Annotated in this window: 21 protein-coding genes, 1 tRNA gene and 1 pseudogene; 7 read left to right on the forward strand and 16 right to left on the reverse strand. The window is 58.5% G+C overall.

The window, feature by feature from the left end; genetic code table 11:
- Positions 1-202: 202 nt before the first annotated feature.
- On the forward strand, positions 203-394 hold the full coding sequence (locus HK44_RS01610; protein ID WP_019689859.1) for an SPOR domain-containing protein: 192 nt from the start codon (positions 203-205) through the stop codon (positions 392-394).
- 81 nt (positions 395-475) lie between these two features.
- Here the strand turns inward: HK44_RS01610 and HK44_RS01615 are convergent, their stop codons facing one another.
- Together HK44_RS01615 and HK44_RS01620 are read right to left on the reverse strand one after the other, a co-directional pair.
- Positions 476-676 (reverse strand): hypothetical protein, encoded by a 201-nt coding sequence (locus tag HK44_RS01615; RefSeq protein WP_024264678.1) that lies wholly within the window; start codon positions 674-676, stop codon positions 476-478.
- Between the two features lie 91 nt (positions 677-767).
- Positions 768-1,481, reverse strand: coding sequence for an SOS response-associated peptidase family protein (locus tag HK44_RS01620; RefSeq protein WP_019689861.1), 714 nt, complete (start codon positions 1,479-1,481; stop codon positions 768-770).
- A 286-nt stretch (positions 1,482-1,767) separates the two neighbouring features.
- Between HK44_RS01620 and HK44_RS01625 the strand changes: the two genes are divergently transcribed.
- Positions 1,768-2,292: a transporter suffix domain-containing protein gene (locus HK44_RS01625; protein WP_019689862.1), complete on the forward strand. Its 525-nt coding sequence runs from the start codon at positions 1,768-1,770 to the stop codon at positions 2,290-2,292.
- A 28-nt stretch (positions 2,293-2,320) separates the two neighbouring features.
- Here the strand turns inward: HK44_RS01625 and HK44_RS01630 are convergent, their stop codons facing one another.
- From HK44_RS01630 to HK44_RS01640, 3 genes are read right to left on the reverse strand one after another with little or no spacing between them, the layout of a single operon-like run.
- On the reverse strand, positions 2,321-2,941 hold the full coding sequence (locus HK44_RS01630; RefSeq protein ID WP_024264679.1) for a TetR/AcrR family transcriptional regulator: 621 nt from the start codon (positions 2,939-2,941) through the stop codon (positions 2,321-2,323).
- A complete protein-coding gene (locus HK44_RS01635) occupies positions 2,928-3,779 on the reverse strand; it encodes a 3-hydroxybutyryl-CoA dehydrogenase (protein ID WP_019689864.1) in 852 nt (283 codons plus the stop codon). Before HK44_RS01635 ends, HK44_RS01630 begins: the two co-directional genes overlap by 14 nt.
- A gap of 16 nt (positions 3,780-3,795) precedes the next feature.
- Entirely contained in the window at positions 3,796-4,980 is a 1,185-nt protein-coding gene (locus HK44_RS01640) for an acetyl-CoA C-acyltransferase family protein (protein WP_019689865.1), read from the reverse strand.
- Positions 4,981-5,113: 133 nt separating this feature from the next.
- Between HK44_RS01640 and HK44_RS01645 the strand changes: the two genes are divergently transcribed.
- The gene (locus tag HK44_RS01645; protein WP_019689866.1) at positions 5,114-6,136 is read left to right on the forward strand and encodes an AraC family transcriptional regulator; all 1,023 of its coding nucleotides are present in this window, start codon (positions 5,114-5,116) and stop codon (positions 6,134-6,136) included.
- Between the two features lie 143 nt (positions 6,137-6,279).
- Here HK44_RS01645 and HK44_RS01650 read toward each other — a convergent pair whose 3' ends face one another.
- The 4 genes and pseudogenes from HK44_RS01650 to HK44_RS01665 all read right to left on the reverse strand — a co-directional run bounded on the left by HK44_RS01650 (position 6,280) and on the right by HK44_RS01665 (position 8,897).
- Complete coding sequence (locus tag HK44_RS01650; RefSeq protein WP_019689867.1) at positions 6,280-6,693, reverse strand: VOC family protein; 414 nt, start codon at positions 6,691-6,693, stop codon at positions 6,280-6,282.
- Between the two features lie 218 nt (positions 6,694-6,911).
- Complete coding sequence (locus tag HK44_RS01655; RefSeq protein WP_019689868.1) at positions 6,912-7,073, reverse strand: hypothetical protein; 162 nt, start codon at positions 7,071-7,073, stop codon at positions 6,912-6,914.
- A gap of 40 nt (positions 7,074-7,113) precedes the next feature.
- Positions 7,114-7,212, reverse strand: a pseudogene (locus HK44_RS01660) (hypothetical protein); the annotation flags it as partial.
- A gap of 143 nt (positions 7,213-7,355) precedes the next feature.
- Positions 7,356-8,897 (reverse strand): FAD-dependent oxidoreductase, encoded by a 1,542-nt coding sequence (locus HK44_RS01665; protein ID WP_019689869.1) that lies wholly within the window; start codon positions 8,895-8,897, stop codon positions 7,356-7,358.
- 240 nt (positions 8,898-9,137) lie between these two features.
- Between HK44_RS01665 and HK44_RS01670 the strand changes: the two genes are divergently transcribed.
- Genes HK44_RS01670 through HK44_RS01680 form a run of 3 tightly spaced genes read left to right on the forward strand, consistent with a single transcriptional unit; the run spans position 9,138 to position 12,381 of the window.
- The gene (locus HK44_RS01670) at positions 9,138-10,427 is read left to right on the forward strand and encodes an NAD(P)/FAD-dependent oxidoreductase (RefSeq protein ID WP_024264680.1); all 1,290 of its coding nucleotides are present in this window, start codon (positions 9,138-9,140) and stop codon (positions 10,425-10,427) included.
- Between the two features lie 25 nt (positions 10,428-10,452).
- Positions 10,453-11,010, forward strand: coding sequence for a helix-turn-helix domain-containing protein (locus tag HK44_RS01675; RefSeq protein ID WP_019689871.1), 558 nt, complete (start codon positions 10,453-10,455; stop codon positions 11,008-11,010).
- Positions 11,011-11,034: 24 nt separating this feature from the next.
- Positions 11,035-12,381 carry a glutamine synthetase family protein gene (locus HK44_RS01680; protein ID WP_019689872.1) on the forward strand — a complete coding sequence of 449 codons (1,347 nt, stop codon included), beginning with the start codon at positions 11,035-11,037 and terminating at the stop codon, positions 12,379-12,381.
- Between the two features lie 48 nt (positions 12,382-12,429).
- Here the strand turns inward: HK44_RS01680 and HK44_RS01685 are convergent, their stop codons facing one another.
- Positions 12,430-13,104 (reverse strand): DUF3313 domain-containing protein, encoded by a 675-nt coding sequence (locus HK44_RS01685; RefSeq protein WP_019689873.1) that lies wholly within the window; start codon positions 13,102-13,104, stop codon positions 12,430-12,432.
- 465 nt (positions 13,105-13,569) lie between these two features.
- Between HK44_RS01685 and HK44_RS01690 the strand changes: the two genes are divergently transcribed.
- A tRNA-Cys gene (locus tag HK44_RS01690) sits at positions 13,570-13,643 on the forward strand.
- Between the two features lie 100 nt (positions 13,644-13,743).
- On the opposite strand, the gene HK44_RS01695 is transcribed toward HK44_RS01690, so the two are convergent.
- Genes HK44_RS01695 through HK44_RS01720 form a run of 6 tightly spaced genes read right to left on the reverse strand, consistent with a single transcriptional unit; the run spans position 13,744 to position 16,591 of the window.
- The gene (locus HK44_RS01695; RefSeq protein ID WP_024264681.1) at positions 13,744-14,793 is read right to left on the reverse strand and encodes a phage integrase; all 1,050 of its coding nucleotides are present in this window, start codon (positions 14,791-14,793) and stop codon (positions 13,744-13,746) included.
- Position 14,794: 1 nt separating this feature from the next.
- A complete protein-coding gene (locus tag HK44_RS01700; RefSeq protein WP_024264682.1) occupies positions 14,795-15,037 on the reverse strand; it encodes a DUF4224 domain-containing protein in 243 nt (80 codons plus the stop codon).
- Positions 15,037-15,360 (reverse strand): hypothetical protein, encoded by a 324-nt coding sequence (locus tag HK44_RS01705; protein ID WP_019689876.1) that lies wholly within the window; start codon positions 15,358-15,360, stop codon positions 15,037-15,039. Before HK44_RS01705 ends, HK44_RS01700 begins: the two co-directional genes overlap by 1 nt.
- Positions 15,361-15,369: 9 nt before the next feature.
- Complete coding sequence (locus tag HK44_RS01710; RefSeq protein WP_019689877.1) at positions 15,370-15,999, reverse strand: hypothetical protein; 630 nt, start codon at positions 15,997-15,999, stop codon at positions 15,370-15,372.
- Complete coding sequence (locus tag HK44_RS01715; RefSeq protein ID WP_019689878.1) at positions 15,996-16,205, reverse strand: hypothetical protein; 210 nt, start codon at positions 16,203-16,205, stop codon at positions 15,996-15,998. The genes HK44_RS01710 and HK44_RS01715 overlap by 4 nt, the downstream gene beginning before the upstream one ends.
- Positions 16,202-16,591 carry a DUF7694 domain-containing protein gene (locus tag HK44_RS01720; RefSeq protein ID WP_019689879.1) on the reverse strand — a complete coding sequence of 130 codons (390 nt, stop codon included), beginning with the start codon at positions 16,589-16,591 and terminating at the stop codon, positions 16,202-16,204. Before HK44_RS01720 ends, HK44_RS01715 begins: the two co-directional genes overlap by 4 nt.
- Positions 16,592-16,632: the final 41 nt, after the last annotated feature.

Raw genomic sequence — 16,632 nt, forward strand, 5'->3', positions numbered from 1 at the left:
AAAAAAAAGCCCGCGGGAGGGTGCGGGCCGAATGTTTCTTGAATGAGCGGCGAACAATATAAGCGCTAAGCGTCGAAATCACTGTGAAAGATGTTTCATATGTAATGCCGGGCCATTCGACCGTTCGACCTATTCAGCCCACAGAACGCCAGACCGGGTGTAAGTTAGGTCCGGACCTGTCTGTACTTGAATGGAGGTGACTATGAGCGCTCCGATGCTTAGCAAAATGCAGATGAACGGCTATCAAGTGGTCAGCGTCAACAGCGGTCTCTGGAAGGTCTGTACCCGTAGTGACCGGCTCGGGTCCTTTGGCAGCCGAGAAGAAGCGCTGGCCTACGCCGCGTCGTTGCCCGCCCGTGCATCCCGAACGAAACCCGTTTCCAATACACAGTGAGGCGATCATCTGGATGAATGTGTCGGCCTTTCTTCCAGCCGCCGCAAACGAAAAAGAGCCCGCTTTCAGCGGGCTCTTTTGTCAGGTGTTATCGGTCGACTGAGGTTTGCGTCGATCCTTGCCGGCAGGGTTGCCGGTGTTCAGAAGCCTCCTCTCCACCAGTACATTTTCAAGTGCCTGGCGGTCTGAAGGTTGCAGCTGATGTTCCCTCTCTTTGAGCTCAAGCAGGATCGGGCTGGACCAAGTACGATAGGTCCGCTCGGCCATTCGAATCGGGTTCATTTTCGTCTCCCAGACCAAGTGCGCGCTAACAGCGCGACGCGTTTCCATATCGCGAAAATCCTAGTCGAGAAACCTCGGTGTCGCCACCCGATCAGCCATTGCTTTTGTGAGCACCACTGATGATCTTGCCGATCGGCGTGATGAGATCAGGTCTCTGGTTCTTCACGTTGCCGATCGCCATATCTACCTTGAACCACTCGAAGGTTTCGGCAGGTTCGCCCTGGTGCAGCACCATCTGCTCGGCGCTCTCCTTGGGCATTGCCAGGTTGAGCCATTCGCGGGCCAACTCCGGCGATAGCACCACCGGTCGCCGATCATGCAGATCGACCAGGCCACCCCCACTGTCGGCAGTGAAAATCACAAATCCATCGTCCTTCTTCGGTTCCCGCCCACCCGCGGGGTACTGACCAATGGCCGCGCAGAGTATGGGAGCCCGATCCCGGCGCCGGATAAGGTAAGGCTGTTTATTCGGGCCGCCTTCATAAACCCATTCGAACCAGTTATCGATGGGGACGATGGCGCGATGCGGCCAGATCGCCCGGAAGTATGAGCCGTGGGCAACTTTCTCGACTCGGGTATTGATGGGCACGGAGTTGTCTTTCGACCAGGCCGGTCGCCATCCCCAGCGTACCCGGTCAGCGTGCAGGGTTTCGCCTTCGAGGTGCAAGAGCGCAACCTGGGTCGATGGCGCGACGTTGTAAAGGCCCAGAGGCTGGTCGCCCACAGCGTTGACCAAGGGATTGGGCATGCTCAGCGCCGCGACGAATTCGTGGATGCCTCGGTACTGCGAAAGTCTTCCACACATTGGAAAATCCTCCGGTGGAGCTTTCAGCTTAGTCGAGTCGCGCCGGGGGTGAGGCGAGTGGATCTATAAACTCGCCAAGACGCGCAGGCCGGCTAGCTTCAGGCTTGAGTTGCGAGCACCCGACTCGGCCATCAGATGCTCGAGGGCCGAGGTGGCGAAGACCTGCCACCACTGGCGAATATCGGGGGGCAGGCGTCCGAATCTCGAAGACCAGTCTCGCCGTCCAACTGCTACGCTTTTTAGGCGCTATCAAATCAATGGCCGAACAAGAAGAGGTCCGAAAACCATGGATAGCACCGAAGGCGTAGTTCAACAGCATTCAGCTGGCTGGCGCTTCAAAGTAGGCATCGTCATTATCTGTTTGATGCTGGGATCCTGGCTGATGGTGCCGCTCGCCGCAGTCGCTGATGTGCCTGGCTCAAAGATCGCGGCGCTGACCGGCGTCCTGTTTATCAGCAACAAAATCTTGTTGATCCTGGTCATCGCGGTCATGGGAAAGTCCGGTTTTCAGCAGTTGAAACGCAGCCTGTTCGGTTACGTGGCCGCGCTTGCGCCCAGCCGAGAATTCGAAGTAGGTCCCGCTCGTCACAGAATCGGTCTGGTCATGTTCTGCCTGCCGCTGATCTCATCCTTTCTTGAACCCTACATCGATAACATCTGGCCTGGGCTCAGACCGAATATCTGGCAGCTGCAACTGTTGGGCGACGCGATGTTGGTCGGCAGCTTTTTCGTGTTGGGGGGGAATTTCTGGGAGAAGGTACGCGCACTGTTTATCCGAACCGCACGGGTCAGTAACTCAAGCGCTGCCTGAGATCGAATTGAATCTGCGGTGTGTTTTTTCAGGCAACCTTTATCTGAATATCTGGCAGTTCACCGCAAGCATGGGCCAGCAAACGCTCAATGGCTCCGCTCAGCAGGTTCTCCAGCAGTTCGTTGCGTTCCCGATCATCCAGCGGGTGCAGCGCCAGCCAGCTGGGTGCGCTGTTGAGCATGCTGGCAATGGCGTGCCCTGTGGCGAGCAGGCCTTGTTCACTGAATCGGGGGGTGGGGCAGAGGATCATCAGCAATTGCCGTTCGTAATGTTCCTGCAACTGCCGAACATGCGCTTGCTGATCCTCGTTCAGGCAACCGCTGTCGCGCTCCACCAGGCGAAAATGCCAGGGCATTTCCCGATGCAGGTTCAGGTGCGCATGGATGACGTTGTGCAGGCTGCTGTGCAAGTTTCGCGGCTGTCGCTCGAGGCGTCCTAGGGTTGCCAGCAGCTCCTCGTAAAACTCTTCGATCAAGTCGAGCAGCAAGTGCTGCTTGCTCGGGTAATGGTGATACAGCGAGCCTGGGGCGAGGCCCAGGAACGCTGCCAGCTCACGCATGCCGACCTGGCCAAAACCCTTGCTGGCGAACAGCTCCAGGGCCTTGTCCCGGCTCTCGGCGAAGCGTGAGCAACGCTCAGCCATAGCTATGGAAACCGCGACCGGTCTTGCGCCCCAGATAACCGGCCGCGACCATTTCCTTGAGCAGCGGAGCGGGGCGGTACTTGCTGTCGTTGAAGCCGTCGTAGAAGGCCTGCATGATCGCCAGCAAGGTATCCAGGCCAATCAGGTCGGCCAGTGCCAACGGACCTATCGGCTGGTTGCAGCCCAGACGCATGCCCGCATCGATGTCTTCGGCGCTGGCCAGGCCTTCCTGGAATACCAGGATCGCTTCGTTGATCATCGGCACCAGAATCCGGTTCACCACAAAGCCCGGACGGTTACCGGCGGTGATCGCGGTCTTGCCCAGGCGTTGCGCCAGTTCCAGGGCCAGGGTGTGAGTAGCGTCGCTGGTTTGCAGGCCGCGGATCACTTCGATCAGCCCCATGACCGGCACCGGGTTGAAGAAGTGCAGGCCGATGAAACGCGCCGGCGAACTGACGCTGGCGGCGAGCTCGGTGATCGACAACGATGAGGTGTTGGAGGCAATCACGCAGTCGGCGCTGACCTGAGCGGCGATCTGTTGCAACACCCGCCGTTTCAGTTCGAGGTTTTCGGTCGCGGCCTCGATCACCAACTGCACATTGTGCAGGGTGCCGTAGTCGGTGCTGGTGCGGATCTTGTCCAGTGCTGCGAGCTTTTGCTCCTCGGTCAGCGACGCCTTGGCGACCTGCCGGTCGAGGTTCTTGCCCACGGTCGCCAGCGCTTTTTGCAGGGCGCTGTCGGAGATGTCCAGCAAGGTCACGTTAAAACCGGCCAGTGCGCAGATTTGCGCAATGCCGTTGCCCATGGTGCCGGCGCCGATGACGCCAATGTTCTGCAGATTCATCGTCATGTCCTTCCCGTCAAACCCGTTCGAACAACACGGCAATGCCTTGGCCGCCGCCAATGCACATGGTCGCCAGGGCATAACGTCCCTGAATCCGATGCAGTTCGTGAATGGCCTTGGTCGCGATGATTGCGCCGGTGGCGCCGACTGGATGGCCCAGCGAGATGCCTGAACCGTTGGGGTTGACCTTCTCGGGGTCGAAGCCCAGCTCTTGCGCCACGGCACACGCCTGGGCGGCGAAGGCTTCGTTGGACTCGATCACGTCAAGGTCGGCAACGGTCAGACCGGCGCGTTTGAGCACCAGACGGGTGGCAGGAATCGGTCCCAGTCCCATCATCGAGGGCTCAACGCCTGCGTGGGCATAACCCACCAGTCGGGCCATAGGCTTGAGACCTTGTTCCTGGACGACTTGCCCGGTGGCCATGATCAGCGCGCCGGCGCCATCATTGAGGCCAGACGCGTTGCCGGCGGTGACGCTGCCGTCTTTTTTGAACGCAGGTTTCATGCCGCTCAATTGCTCGAAGCTGACCTCTGCCCGTACATGCTCATCCGTCGAAAACGAAACTGTCCCTTTGCGGCTCGCCACTTCGATCGGCACGATCTGCCCGGCAAAACGTCCTTCGGCAATCGCCCGCGCGGCACGCTGCTGGCTGAGCAGCGCCAGTTGATCCTGGGTCTGACGGGAGATGCCATAGTGCTCGGCGATGTTTTCTGCAGTGATGCCCATGTGGAAACCGGCAAACGGGTCTTGCAGTACGCCGAGCATGTAGTCGATGCCTTGAATGTCGCCCATTCGTGCACCCCAGCGCGCCTGTGGCAACAAGTAGGCACCGCGGCTCATGGATTCGACACCACCGGCCAGCGCGGCACCTGCATCCCCGAGCATCAGACTTTGTGCAGCACTGACAATCGCCTGCAAACCCGAACCGCAGAGACGGTTGACGTTGAAGGCAGGGGTCTCTTTCGGCAGGCCGGCATTCATCGCCACGGCCCGTGAAATGTAGGCGTCGCGCGCCTCCGTCGGAATCACATGCCCCATCACCGCATGACCGATGAGTTCGGGCGCCAGGCCTGAACGTTCAATGGCTGCGCGGCACACGTCGGTTGCCAACTGGATAGGTGGTACATCCTTGAGTGAACCGCCAAAACTGCCGATGGCAGAACGGACCGCGCTCACAACAAAAATATCGGAAGGGTTCATGTGGGTTTCCTGAAAGAGGTCTTTTTTGTTGGGCACGAGTCTAGAATCAGCAACGCCGCTGGCCTATGCCGGAACTGTTCAACGGTGATGGCGTTTTTTGCCACTTTCAGATGCTGAGGAGAGAGACGATCACATGCGGGATACGGATTCGGTGGCGGTCTATTTCATGTATCCAATGATCCATGCCCTGCGTGAAAATCCGCAGCGCCTGCGGTCGGTACTCGAGCAGGTGGGAATCGATCCGGCACTGATGGATCAGCCTACGGCACGGGTGCCGGCCACGGCTTTTGCGGCGTTATGGCTGGTGCAGATTCGTGAGCTGAATGACGAGTTCTTTCAGTTGGACTCCCACGGCATGCTGCCGGGCAGTTTTGCCTTGATCTGTCGGGCGTTGATTCAGGAACCGACGCTGGAAAAAGCCATGCGTCAGTGCCTGGCCAATTTCGGCTTGTTCCTGCGGGATTTTCGCGGCACGTTAACGGTGCGTGGCAAGCGTGCAGTCATCAGCTTGCAGACTCAGGCGCAAAACAGCGACGTCGCGCATTTCGGTGAGGAGACGTTTCTGGTGTTGATGATCAGTCTGCTGTGCTGGCTGGGCGGGCGGCGCATTCCCATCGATCGTGCAGACTTTCGTCATGAGCGTTTGTCACTCAGTGATGATTTGTTGCTCTGGGGCGCCAACCTGACCTTTGGCGCCGAGCGCACCGAGATCGAGTTCGACAGCCGTTATCTGCAATTGCCGGTGGTTCAGGACCTTGTTTCGCTCAAGGCATTTTTGCGCAGTGCGCCGCAGTGGCTGGTGATTCGTTTCCGTAACCAGCATGGTCTGGCCTCGCAGGTTCATCAGCGTTTGCGCAACAGCCATTACAGCCAATGGCCGACCTTGGAGGCGTTTGCGCTCGAACAGCATTTGAGCCCCAGCACCGTTCGCCGAAAACTGGAGCGTGAAGGTTGTTCATTTCAGGAGATCAAGGACGAAGTGCGTCGTGGCGTTGCCTTTGAACAGCTGCGCCAGAGCCAATCGAGCATCACTGCGATTGCCGAGCAGATCGGGTTTCAGGAGCCCAGCGCGTTCCATCGGGCGTTCAAGAAATGGACCGGAGAAAGTCCGGGTCGTTACCGGGCGAGGTTTCAGGGCAAGCGCGTCGATACCTGAGAAGTATCTGTGGCGAGGGAGCTTGCTCCCGCTGGATTGCGTAGCAGGCCCAATTCAGGGCCGCTTCGCGCCCCAGCGGGAGCAAGCTCCCTCGCCACAACTGCGGTCGGTCGACAGAAACTGAAAGAACGGTATCGGCACGCTTACTTGTCTGCTTCGCAATTGACCATCCATGGCACCCCGAAACGGTCAACCAGCATGCCGAAGCGTGCGGCCCAGAACGTCGCCTCCAGCGGCATCTGAATGGTGCCCCGGTCCGCCAGCGCGGTAAAAATCCGCTCGGCTTCAGCGATGCTGGTGACATTCAGCGAAACAGAGCAACCGCTGATGCCATGGTAGGGCCGCTCAGGTGTGGTGTCGGACCCCATAAGGACCTGGTCGCCGACCACCAACCGGGTATGCATGATCAGGTCATGGCTACTCGCCGGAATTTGATCGCGAGCCGGCGACTCGCCGAAGGTCATCATCATTTCAAGGGTGCCTTGCAGGCATTGCGCGTAGAACGTGAAGGCTGCTTTGCAATCACCGTTGAAGATCAGGTAGGGATTGATTTTCATCGTCAGCTCCAGGAACGCAGAGGGAGAGGGCACTATGTGTTCCAGCGTGCCCGTGTGGTTAAAACCATGGGAAAGACGTTCAGCTATCGAGTAGCAGGGTGCTAATTATGGCTGACATGTGTGGTTTTTTTAGATGATTTTGTTTGCTGCGGGCGAGCGTTATGACTGGAGGACAAACGATCGCAGGGGGCATAGCGCCCCCAGGTATTGAGGCATAGCTACATCAAGTTGTTTTGCGGCAACCCCAGCAGGCCGGTCAGCGTATTGAGGATGGTCTGTTGCCGGGCGCGGTTGACCTGGTGCTCGGCTTCTGCGGCGGCGACATCGGCGGCGCAATGCGGGCAGGTGTACTCGCCCCAGACATCGGAATGCACATCCACTGACAGTTTGCTCGGGTGTAAAAACCAGCAAATTGAGCGCCAGGTTTTGTGCGTCCAGTGCCGAAGTACCAATTTGATAGCAGAGTGGGAATAAACCGATAGAGTGCTGAGAAGAACCAGACATAATAATTGCCTCCATTGCAATAGGGGAGCGGAAACAGCAGTTAGTGCCGTTCCAGGCGTGCGATTTCCTTAGCCAACTGCTCGTACGCGCTACGTTGTTTATTTTTCGGGTAATTCAGTACGATAGTTCCAGTAAGTGCATTGTTTAATGATGACTGTTCAGCCTTCTTGCGCGGCGATTCGTCGAATGATCTGCAGGGCTTCCTCGCGGAGCAAGGGCTGTTTCATCCGCTCGGCCAGCAATGCCATTTGCCGCGAATATTCGCAGGCGACCACCGCCTCGACCTGTTCGCCCTTGCACAGCAACGCGATGAAGGCGTATTGCTCGGGGTTGCCTTCGAAGACGATTCGGTCCCATTGGTCGGCGTGACCGAGCATCTCGAAGGTCTTGTCGAAGTGATACGTCCAGAAGAACGGCACATCCACGTAGCGTGTTTCAGCACCCAACATGTTTTGCGCAGCGATCCGTGCCTGCTGTTGGGCCAGGCGCCAGTGCTCAATGCGTGTGGGGACACCTTGCAATGCAAAGGAGGCGATGTCGCCAGCGGCCCACAAGCCAGGCGCCGCGCGCATGCCTTCGTTTACCGGTAACCCGCCGTCATCGTCCAGCTCAATACCTTCGAGCAGATCGGTGACCGGGTTGACGCCGATGCCGATCAGCACCAGGTCGGCAGGCAGTCGTTGGCCATTCTCGAGCAGAACGGCCTCGACGTTGTCCTGGCCCTCGAACGCCTTCGGCTGGGTATTGGCATGAAAGACCACGCCGTTGTCTTCGTGCAGGGACAAAATCGCCATGCCGATGCGCTCACCAAACAGCGTGCTGAACGGTGTTTCATGGTGCGCGACCACGCTGACTTCCAGGCCATGGCGGCGCAAGGCCGATGCCGACTCCAGACCGATGAAGCTGGCACCGATGATGACCACACGGGCACCGGGTTTTGCGATGTGCAAAATGCGCTCGGCGTCTGCTCGCGAACGCAGCGCCAGGATGTTGTGCAGATGCGCACCGTCTACCGAAAGCGGCCTGGGTTCGCCGCCACTGGCCAGGAGCGCGGCGTCGTAGTCGAAGGTACGCCCGTCACCCAGGGAAACCCTTTTGGCGGCCACATCGAGACGGATGACTTCACCTTGAACACGCTCGATGCGCTGTTCGTTGTAAAAGCGTTCATCGAGCAGCGGCGGCGTTTCTTCAGCAGACATTTCCCCGGCAAGCACGTATTTGCTCAGTACGGTGCGGTCATAGCCAGGGTCTGTTTCGCGATCGATCAACACCAGGCGCCCGACAAAGCCGTGCTCACGCAGGGCGGCTGTTGCCGCCGTGCCCGCAGCGCCTGCACCGACGATCACAAAGCAACGCGAGTCGGGGGCACGAGCCGCTACGATGGGCGTAAGGGGTTGGTCGTCCACATGGACATCGCCATCGACGACCTGGACCGGATAGCGGGTCAGTCCACTCAGGGCTGGCGGCTCGCACACTTGACCGTCCTCGACCGTGAACATCGCCTTGTGCCACGGGCAAATCAACCGACCATTGCAGACAACGCCTTCGTCCAGTGGAGCCTGTGCGTGCGGACATTCGCCCTGATAGGCGTAGACCCGTTCGCCGGCCCGCAACAGCACGATCTTCAGTGAGCCGATTTCAACGCGAGTACCGCGGTCTTCACGAAGGTCGATAAAGCGGGCGACGTTGTGCAGGGACATGGCAACTCTCCAAGAGGCATTTTCCGTTGGAGTCGGGCGGGGAACGTCAATGAAACTGTGCCCCGTTTGGCAGGCTCGACCCTTACAGTAAAGCAGCGAAAGCGATTGCCTGGCGGTGCCTGTAATTGCAGGTGCCTGGCGACTCATCCGGCTGCGAAGGATGAGACGAGTGTTGCGCTCATGAAATTTATTCTGTAGTTTTTCATGAAATTATAAAAACATAATTTCATGGGTGCCTGAATGTTTCAGCAGTCCTCGCAGCACGTCGCCAGCTATTACGCTCACAGTTGCGCTGATCGCCTGTTGGATCGAGCCGCTTTGGAAGGTGAACACACTGCCGAGGTGCTGATCATCGGCGCCGGTTTCAGTGGTCTGCATACCGCCTTGCGACTGGCCTTGGCTGGCAAGCGCGTGACGTTGCTGGAAGCCAGTCGCGTCGCCTGGGCGGCCTCGGGGCGCAATGGTGGGCAGGCGATTCTCGGCTGGTCGTGTGACATGCCGCCCCTGGAGGCTGCGCTGGGTCATGAACGCGCGCGGCGCTTGTGGGATGGCATGCGCTGGGCGGCGCAGGAGCTGCGCGAGTTGCCTGCGCGCCATGGTTTCGACTGCGATTATCACCCCGGTCACTTGTGGACGTCGGTCATGCCGCGTCGGGTCAGTCTCCTGACAGAGTGGCAACGCGAGGCCAGCCATAAGTGGGGCCACGATGGCCTGCAATTCATTGCGCGTGAACAGTTACCACAGTGGGTCGCCAGCGAGCGTTATCAAGCGGGGCTCTATGACCCCGAAGGCGGCCATCTGAATCCATTGAAACTGGCGCTTGGCCTGGCCGCAGCCATCGAACGTGCTGGCGGCTGCATCTTTGAGCAAAGCAAGGCGCTGAGCTATCGCGAAGAAGGCGATCAGTACCGGGTGACTACCGAGCGCGGGAGCATTCGGGCCAATGTCCTGGTGCTGGCGTGCAACGCCTATCTCGATCAACTCGATCCTGCACTTGCCAGTTGCGTGTTGCCGGTGGGCACTTATCAGGTGGCCACCGCGCCGCTGACAGCCGAGCAAGCCAGCGCGCTGCTGCCAAGTAATGTCTGCGTCACCGACAACCAGTTCGTCCTCGATTATTTCCGTCGCACACCGGATCACCGCTTGTTGTTCGGTGGCGGCTGCACCTATCTGGGCGGGATGCCCAAGGACATCGCCGCCGCGACACGGCCCTATCTGGAGCGGGTCTTCCCGCAGCTCAAAGGTGTCGAGCTGGAGTTTGCCTGGGGCGGGCATATCGACCTGACCCTCAAGCGCACCCCTGACATTGGCCGGCGCGGCGACCTCTACTGGCTGCAGGGTTATTCCGGGCATGGCGTGCTTCCAACATTGGCAGGGGCTCGTGCCGTGTCCGATGCGATTCTCGGTCAGTCGGACGAGCTGGCCTTGTACCAGGGTTTGAGTAATGACAGCTTCCCCGGCGGTAAATACCTGGCAGCGCCATTGGAAGCCATCGGCAAGGCCTGGTACCGACTGCGCGACAGCATTTGATGAGTCATCTTCCGGAATTACTGGCATGAACAAGCAAGAAGAAATCGCCGCGCTGGCGATCCTGATCCACGATCTGCGCAAGCACAAGAAATACACCCTCAAGGAATTGGCCGACAAAATCGACCGTTCCGTGGGCTTTCTTTCGCAAGTCGAAAGGGGGTTGTCACGGCCGACCGTGGCGGACCTGACCGCGATCAGCGAAACCCTCGGCGTGCCAACCACCTATTTTTACAGCCTGCCGAAACCCAAGGTGTTGCCTTGGGTGACCCGGCCGGATGAGCGGCGCACGTTGTACTACGCCAACGGAATTACCGACATTCTGGTCTCGCCGAAGATCAGGGCCTCGTTCTCGATGCTTGAAAGCCAACTGGAGGCGGGCGCCAGCAGTGGCGAGCGGCACTTGAGCGACAGCTCCGAGCAGGGCGGCTACGTCCTGGAAGGCGCATTGACACTGTGGTTGGGCGATGACGACGAGCCGGTCACCTTGCAGGCCGGCGACAGTTTTCAGCTCGACAGTCACACGCGCTGTCGCTACGGCAACCTCACCGACCAGCTCACGCGAGTGCTTTGGGTTTACACCTGATAACGAAAAAAAGGAACAACAACGATGGATGCTGCCTGCTCTGATCTGCTGGCCGAAGTTCGTGCTTTTCGCCAACGCTACCCCGAGGTGCGCTATGTCGACCTGATTTCCCTGGACATTCCAGGGCATTTCTACGGCAAGCGTTATCCGATAGAGATGCTCGAAAAGGTGGCTGCCGGCAGCGCCCTCAAGCTGCCGCAGAACTGCGTATTGCTGGGCGTGCAGGGTGGGCTGTTCAAAATCGGCGACTACTGTTTTAACGACGGCGACCCGGATGCTCTGCGGCGCCTGGTGCCAGGCACACTCAAGCCGGTGAGCTGGGAATCAAAGCCACTGGGTCAGATGCTGATCACCTCGGACGGCACTGAAAAGCCGATCGTCTTCGAGCCCCGCGAGGTCCTCGCGCAAGTGCTGGAGCGGTTGCGTGGTAAAGGTATTCATCCGGTGGTGGCGTTCGAGCTGGAGTTCTATCTGTTCGATAAACAGCTGCGCGAGGGGCAGCCACAGTTCCCCCGCGATCAGCTGTCGGACGATGCCGATGACCAGCCGAACATGCACATCGAGCGGCTGTCGCGCTTTTCACCGGTGCTCGATGAAATGGTCGAAGCGGCGAGGGCGCAAGGTATCGATACCACGGTGATCACTGCCGAACTTGGGCCGGGCCAGTTCGAGATCAACTTCGGCCACCTTGATGACGGCCTGCGCGCTGCCGACTGGGCGGCGCTGTTTTGCCGTAGCACCCGTGGCGTCGCGCTCAAGCACGGATACCGCGCCAGCTTCATGGCCAAGCCCTACTTGCAGCATCCGGGCAGCGGCATGCATGTGCATGTCAGCCTCTATGATGCCGAGGGTAAAAACCTGTTGGCAGCCAATCAGCTGCAAGCACTGCGGCATGCGGTGGCAGGTTGCCTGGAACTGTTGCCGCATTGCATGCCGATCTTCGCGCCGAACCAGAACGCCTTCCGGCGTTTGGGCGGTACGGTGAACGCGGCGACACGTGCCAGCTGGGGTTTCGAGGATCGCGATGCGTGTGTGCGGATTCCCGATTCGGATTCGAAAAATCTGCGTATAGAGCATCGCCTGGCGGGCGCGGATGCCAACCCTTATCTGGTGCTGGCAGCGATTCTGGTGGGGCTGGAGCAGGGGCTGGAAGCCGGTCGCGAGCCGATTGCAGCCCTCAATGAAGACCGCAACAGCGGGATCGATTTCCCTCTGGAAATGCTCGAAGCCGTGCGCGCCATGCAGCATCAGCCACACTTGCGTGAGGGTTTGGGGGCCGAGTTTGTTGATGTGTACTGCGAGAACAAGCGCCAGGACCACCTGGCCTTCATGCAGGAGATCAGTGCGCGCGAGTACCGTTGGTATCTGTAACGACCGCCGACTCAGCCCCGTGAACTGAGTCGGCGTTTTACCCCGTTGTTAGCGAAGGAATGCCTGCATGTCGCTGGTCAGTTTTTTGATTGCCGCCTTGAAATCGTTGGCAGTCACCTGCTGGCTTGTATTCTTCAACTGTTCACCGAAGACCTTGCGAGCAACTTTAGCCACGGTTTGGCCGTTGCTCGCATCGATCATCTCGGCTTCGATGTACAACTCGGTGTCTTGGTCGCGGTGACCGGTGGCCGCCTGAGTCGCACCGATCGCGGCCGCGACCGGAACCACTTCATACCATTTCATGCCCTCGTTAGAGGCCGTGACCCCGGTGATCGCGGCGCGTACGATCAGAACTCGCGAACCGGCAGGGGCCGACTGAACGTTTGGTACCACACGGTACTTCTGGCTCAGTGTGCTCTTGGCACTGTCCGTCATGTAGGTTTGCAGCTGATCCAGCGTCTGTCGGTTGACTCGCTCATTGGGCTTGGGGGCCGGGTACAGTTCCAGTTGCTTGAAGGCCACCGTGTTGTAAGCGTTCGGGTTCCAGGAAGGCGTCACCCAACGCATGGCTTTCTCGCCACTGGGTGTGGTGACTTCTTGCAGGTTGCTGTAGTTGGAAAGAAACCCTGAGTATTGTTCCTTCTCTGTAACTTTTGAGGTGCAGCCGCCGAGCAGCAGGCCGGTCAAGGCAACACCGATAAGCAAGTTTCTGGACAGGTTCATATTTTTTACTCCCTGGGTTGAGACGTTTTATTCGGGTCGCCTTGTACTTGGCTCGAGTCCGCCGGGCAAGTGGGGATAACTGATGATTTTTGCGCCCGGTTGGCAGCGCCGGTATTGGTGAGGCCTGCTTTATTCGTGCCGCGCTCAACCACAACCCGCCAGAAACCTGGAACCCTTGCGAATCAGCGTAGGTACGAATGGCGAAATATCCAGTAGTTATGCTCGTGGACGCATTACCCCGTGACATCGTCTGCCTGGTTGCAGAATGCACTTGGTAGCGTGCTATAGAATTTTTTTCTTCCTGTCCTTGACATGCCCGGCGAACACGTCCAGAATTGCGTCCATTCCTGATTCAGGAAAGAGAAAAACCCTTTAGATATCAAAGGGTTGGAAACAGATAACAATCCAGTTTCCCTCTCCAGTTTGTATGCGTTTGATGTTGTTTTTAAGGCATCGGACGTTTGAGGCCGAGTAGCAAAATGGTTATGCAGCGGATTGCAAATCCGCCTACGCCGGTTCGATTCCGACCTCGGCCTCCACTATTAAAAGCCCCGCAGATTAACGTCTGCGGGGTTTTTTATTGCGTGCAGGAAAGTGCAGGAGTTCCGAAACTTTAGGGGGTGGAGTTCCGAAACTATTTCATTTTGCCGGCTGGGCGATCGCACCGATACGACGATAAACGCGCTTGGTAATCTCCTGCTCAGAGTGGCCCAGAAGCAAACTCGCATCCGCGATGTCGGTGATTTCCGAGGCTGCTTTTGGTCGGATATCCTTGAACTGGAACTGGCGGATCTTCTCTGCGTCATCAGTCCAGCCCTCTTTGACCGCCAGCGTTCGAGCCGCTTCCCGGGCGCCATCCCATCGATTGCGCAGCATCTGCTGAGAAACGCGCATCCCTGACCTGCTGAGGATGAAGTGCTGCGAGCTGTGCTGTTTGTTCCGTTCCATGATTTCCTCAATGAGAAGACCTAGGCTGTTTTTCACACCGCCGGCCTGCATCTGGATTCGAAGGCGCTTACTGGTTTTTCCTTGCTGCACTGTCAAGTAATCCCCCTCGATGTCTCCACTCGTCATTGCGATAACGTCTGCCGGGCGCTGCCCTGTTAGATAGGCTAAGTCCATCGCGTCCTTCAGCTCCTGCGGAGCCTGTCCATAAACCGCTGCCCAGACCATGTCGTTGGCGTAGTAGTCCCGGACCTTTTCCTTGTTTTTCCGAACGCCTGCGCATGGGTTCTCCCGGTCGGTGAAGCCCCATTCCCGTGCCATGTTGAACACATGGGAGAGAAGGGCAATTTCTCTGTTCGCCCTGGTCTTGGCTATCCTCGCATCCCGATATTGCGCAACCATGGATGGGGTGATTGCGTCGATTGGCGCGTCTTCAAACCCTTTGCGCAGGTGCTTGAGCTCAGCCTTGTTGTCCTTCTGCGTGCGCGGCGCCTTCTTCGGGATGATGTCCCGCTCGTACCTGTCAAAAATCCCCATCATGATCTTCAGGTCGGCCGGCTTGGCCTTGGCTTCCAGTTCGGCCCATTTCAGCCTTGCCTTGTCGAAGTCACTGCCAAGCGACAGCTCCTTGCCGTTCGCATCCCGGTAGTAGTACCCCACCCAAACAGTTCCGTTCTTTCGGGGTCGCTTACGCCGCACCATCCCTGGCGGCAAATCCCTATTTTCTGTCTTGCGCGGGCGCATATCAGTTCACTCTGGAGAAGTCAGGCGTCCAGGCCGGACGAGCCGGGGGTGGGTTTGGGTCTGCGATGGCAGGAGAAACCATGCCCAGCTTCATGCGGGCATACATTCGGCCAACGAGTGGGCGCTTGCCGCGGCTCTCGACAAACACCCACTGTCGATCGATCAGCCATCGGCGCTGATAGGCCCGGGCTTTGTAACCGGTGATCTCCGCGAGCTCTTCGTCGGAGAGGATTTCAGCTTCCATCATGGCTTTACCTCCTTGCCCATATCTCTGTCGATCTCCGCATCCCAGTCTTCAGGGAGCACGTTGTCCGCAAGGTGTCGAATCAGGCCGCCGTCGCTCCAAGTCGCCTTGAGGTGCAGGTATCGGTCTGAATTCTTGCGCAGCGCCTCTATCTCTGCCAGCTGGTGAATTTCTCGCTCGGTTGAGCGGGCGACTTCGGCCTTGAGCTTCTCCACCTCCTGCCAAAGCCGATCCGCCAGCGGGTCAAACCAGCCGGCCATCCTTTGCAAGCTGCGCATGTGCGCGGCAAGCTCGTCGGATGATTGCTCTCTGACGTAGGTCATGACTTCTCCTCAGAATGGAATTTGGCAGTGATGCTTGAAGATGCAGCCAGCCTCGCCGCAGTCGTCGCATGGCTCATCGGATGGTGCGACGTGTTTTTCGGGCTCATGCGTCATGCTCATCCAGTCCGGCTTCTCGAAACTGATCTCTGTCAGCTCCCATCCCGGCCGGAAAAGGACATTGCCGCATTCATCACTTTCACCTTGATCGTGGCAGGCGTAATAGACGTACTCGCCAGGGCCATTGCTGAATTCGTGCTCGCCCTTCAATTCCTCTTCAATCTCGGCCAGGGCGTCTACCGTTACCTCGCCGTTTACAGCGCAGATGAACGCGTCATCGTCATCGCCTGCATTCCAAACCCTGACCACTAAATCCTTTCTAGGCCGGAACATCACCACGCTCGCCACCCCATCCCTGAGCCGCAGCGGTGTCATGTCGGCAGCTGTGTAGCCTGAAGGCATTGATTCGCGGGAGGCTTGCCATGCCAAGCAGGCCAGTCTGAGCATCGGGTCTGCAAAGCTGCCATCCTGACGCACCCAATCCAGATTCTTCTGTGCCTGAGGCCTGACGCTCTCGCCGTATGATTGAGTAACCTCGGCCAGATACCAGGCGGAAAACTCTTCGCGCATCTGATCGCTCATACCTTCCTCCATGCCGCAGCCGACACCCGCGCCCAGCGCTCGGTCGTGACGATGATGAAGTTGCGAATCCCGGTCAGCACCGGGTGCATCTCGCCGTCGAACTCGACGAACTGGCCGGTCTTGCGGTGTTCTGGCTGGCGGTCGATGACGTCGAGCAGCTTGCCGACGCCACCGCCTGGGCGTCTTTCATGGATGTCAAAGTTCATGGCTTCCTCCACTTAAATGGCAGATCCGCTGGCGGGAAGAACAGGTGGCGCATGTTCGCGACGTTCACGATGTCGCGATCAGCCGGGAAGACTTCCACGGCATCCCGATCGCCTCGACCGCATTCACGCTTGAGCCGCATCAGTTCGTCCCACGTCACTTGGTCAACCCAGCTATCACCGTTGTGCGCCGACCGGCAGACGCTCATGCGTTGGTAATCGTTCAGCTCGGTGTAGATCTGCACTAGGAAGTGTCGCGATCGCCATACCTCGACCAGGTCAGGCGGCCTGAAGTTCTCCCATTGATCTGCTGGAACCTGCTGAAGGTACGGTGGCAGCTTGGCGTTTACTTTCTCCAGCGCCCGGCGCTGTTGTCTGGATGGACTCATCGCCGTGGCCCTGTGTAGATGAGCCAGGCCATGTAGGCGAG

The organism is Pseudomonas fluorescens HK44 (assembly GCF_000217955.3).
Classification (GTDB): domain Bacteria; phylum Pseudomonadota; class Gammaproteobacteria; order Pseudomonadales; family Pseudomonadaceae; genus Aquipseudomonas; species Aquipseudomonas fluorescens_AQ.

Bases quoted from the DNA above. Each gene is read 5' to 3' on its own strand.
- HK44_RS01610 (WP_019689859.1), top strand. From the start codon at position 203: ATGAGCGCTCCGATGCTTAGCAAAATGCAGATGAACGGCTATCAAGTG.
- HK44_RS01615 (WP_024264678.1), bottom strand. From the start codon at position 676: ATGAACCCGATTCGAATGGCCGAGCGGACCTATCGTACTTGGTCCAGC.
- HK44_RS01620 (WP_019689861.1), bottom strand. From the start codon at position 1,481: ATGTGTGGAAGACTTTCGCAGTACCGAGGCATCCACGAATTCGTCGCG.
- HK44_RS01625 (WP_019689862.1), top strand. From the start codon at position 1,768: ATGGATAGCACCGAAGGCGTAGTTCAACAGCATTCAGCTGGCTGGCGC.
- HK44_RS01635 (WP_019689864.1), bottom strand. From the start codon at position 3,779: ATGAATCTGCAGAACATTGGCGTCATCGGCGCCGGCACCATGGGCAAC.
- HK44_RS01640 (WP_019689865.1), bottom strand. From the start codon at position 4,980: ATGAACCCTTCCGATATTTTTGTTGTGAGCGCGGTCCGTTCTGCCATC.
- HK44_RS01645 (WP_019689866.1), top strand. From the start codon at position 5,114: ATGCGGGATACGGATTCGGTGGCGGTCTATTTCATGTATCCAATGATC.
- HK44_RS01650 (WP_019689867.1), bottom strand. From the start codon at position 6,693: ATGAAAATCAATCCCTACCTGATCTTCAACGGTGATTGCAAAGCAGCC.
- HK44_RS01665 (WP_019689869.1), bottom strand. From the start codon at position 8,897: ATGTCCCTGCACAACGTCGCCCGCTTTATCGACCTTCGTGAAGACCGC.
- HK44_RS01670 (WP_024264680.1), top strand. From the start codon at position 9,138: ATGTTTCAGCAGTCCTCGCAGCACGTCGCCAGCTATTACGCTCACAGT.
- HK44_RS01675 (WP_019689871.1), top strand. From the start codon at position 10,453: ATGAACAAGCAAGAAGAAATCGCCGCGCTGGCGATCCTGATCCACGAT.
- HK44_RS01680 (WP_019689872.1), top strand. From the start codon at position 11,035: ATGGATGCTGCCTGCTCTGATCTGCTGGCCGAAGTTCGTGCTTTTCGC.
- HK44_RS01685 (WP_019689873.1), bottom strand. From the start codon at position 13,104: ATGAACCTGTCCAGAAACTTGCTTATCGGTGTTGCCTTGACCGGCCTG.
- HK44_RS01695 (WP_024264681.1), bottom strand. From the start codon at position 14,793: ATGCGCCCGCGCAAGACAGAAAATAGGGATTTGCCGCCAGGGATGGTG.
- HK44_RS01700 (WP_024264682.1), bottom strand. From the start codon at position 15,037: ATGGAAGCTGAAATCCTCTCCGACGAAGAGCTCGCGGAGATCACCGGT.
- HK44_RS01705 (WP_019689876.1), bottom strand. From the start codon at position 15,360: ATGACCTACGTCAGAGAGCAATCATCCGACGAGCTTGCCGCGCACATG.
- HK44_RS01710 (WP_019689877.1), bottom strand. From the start codon at position 15,999: ATGAGCGATCAGATGCGCGAAGAGTTTTCCGCCTGGTATCTGGCCGAG.
- HK44_RS01715 (WP_019689878.1), bottom strand. From the start codon at position 16,205: ATGAACTTTGACATCCATGAAAGACGCCCAGGCGGTGGCGTCGGCAAG.
- HK44_RS01720 (WP_019689879.1), bottom strand. From the start codon at position 16,591: ATGAGTCCATCCAGACAACAGCGCCGGGCGCTGGAGAAAGTAAACGCC.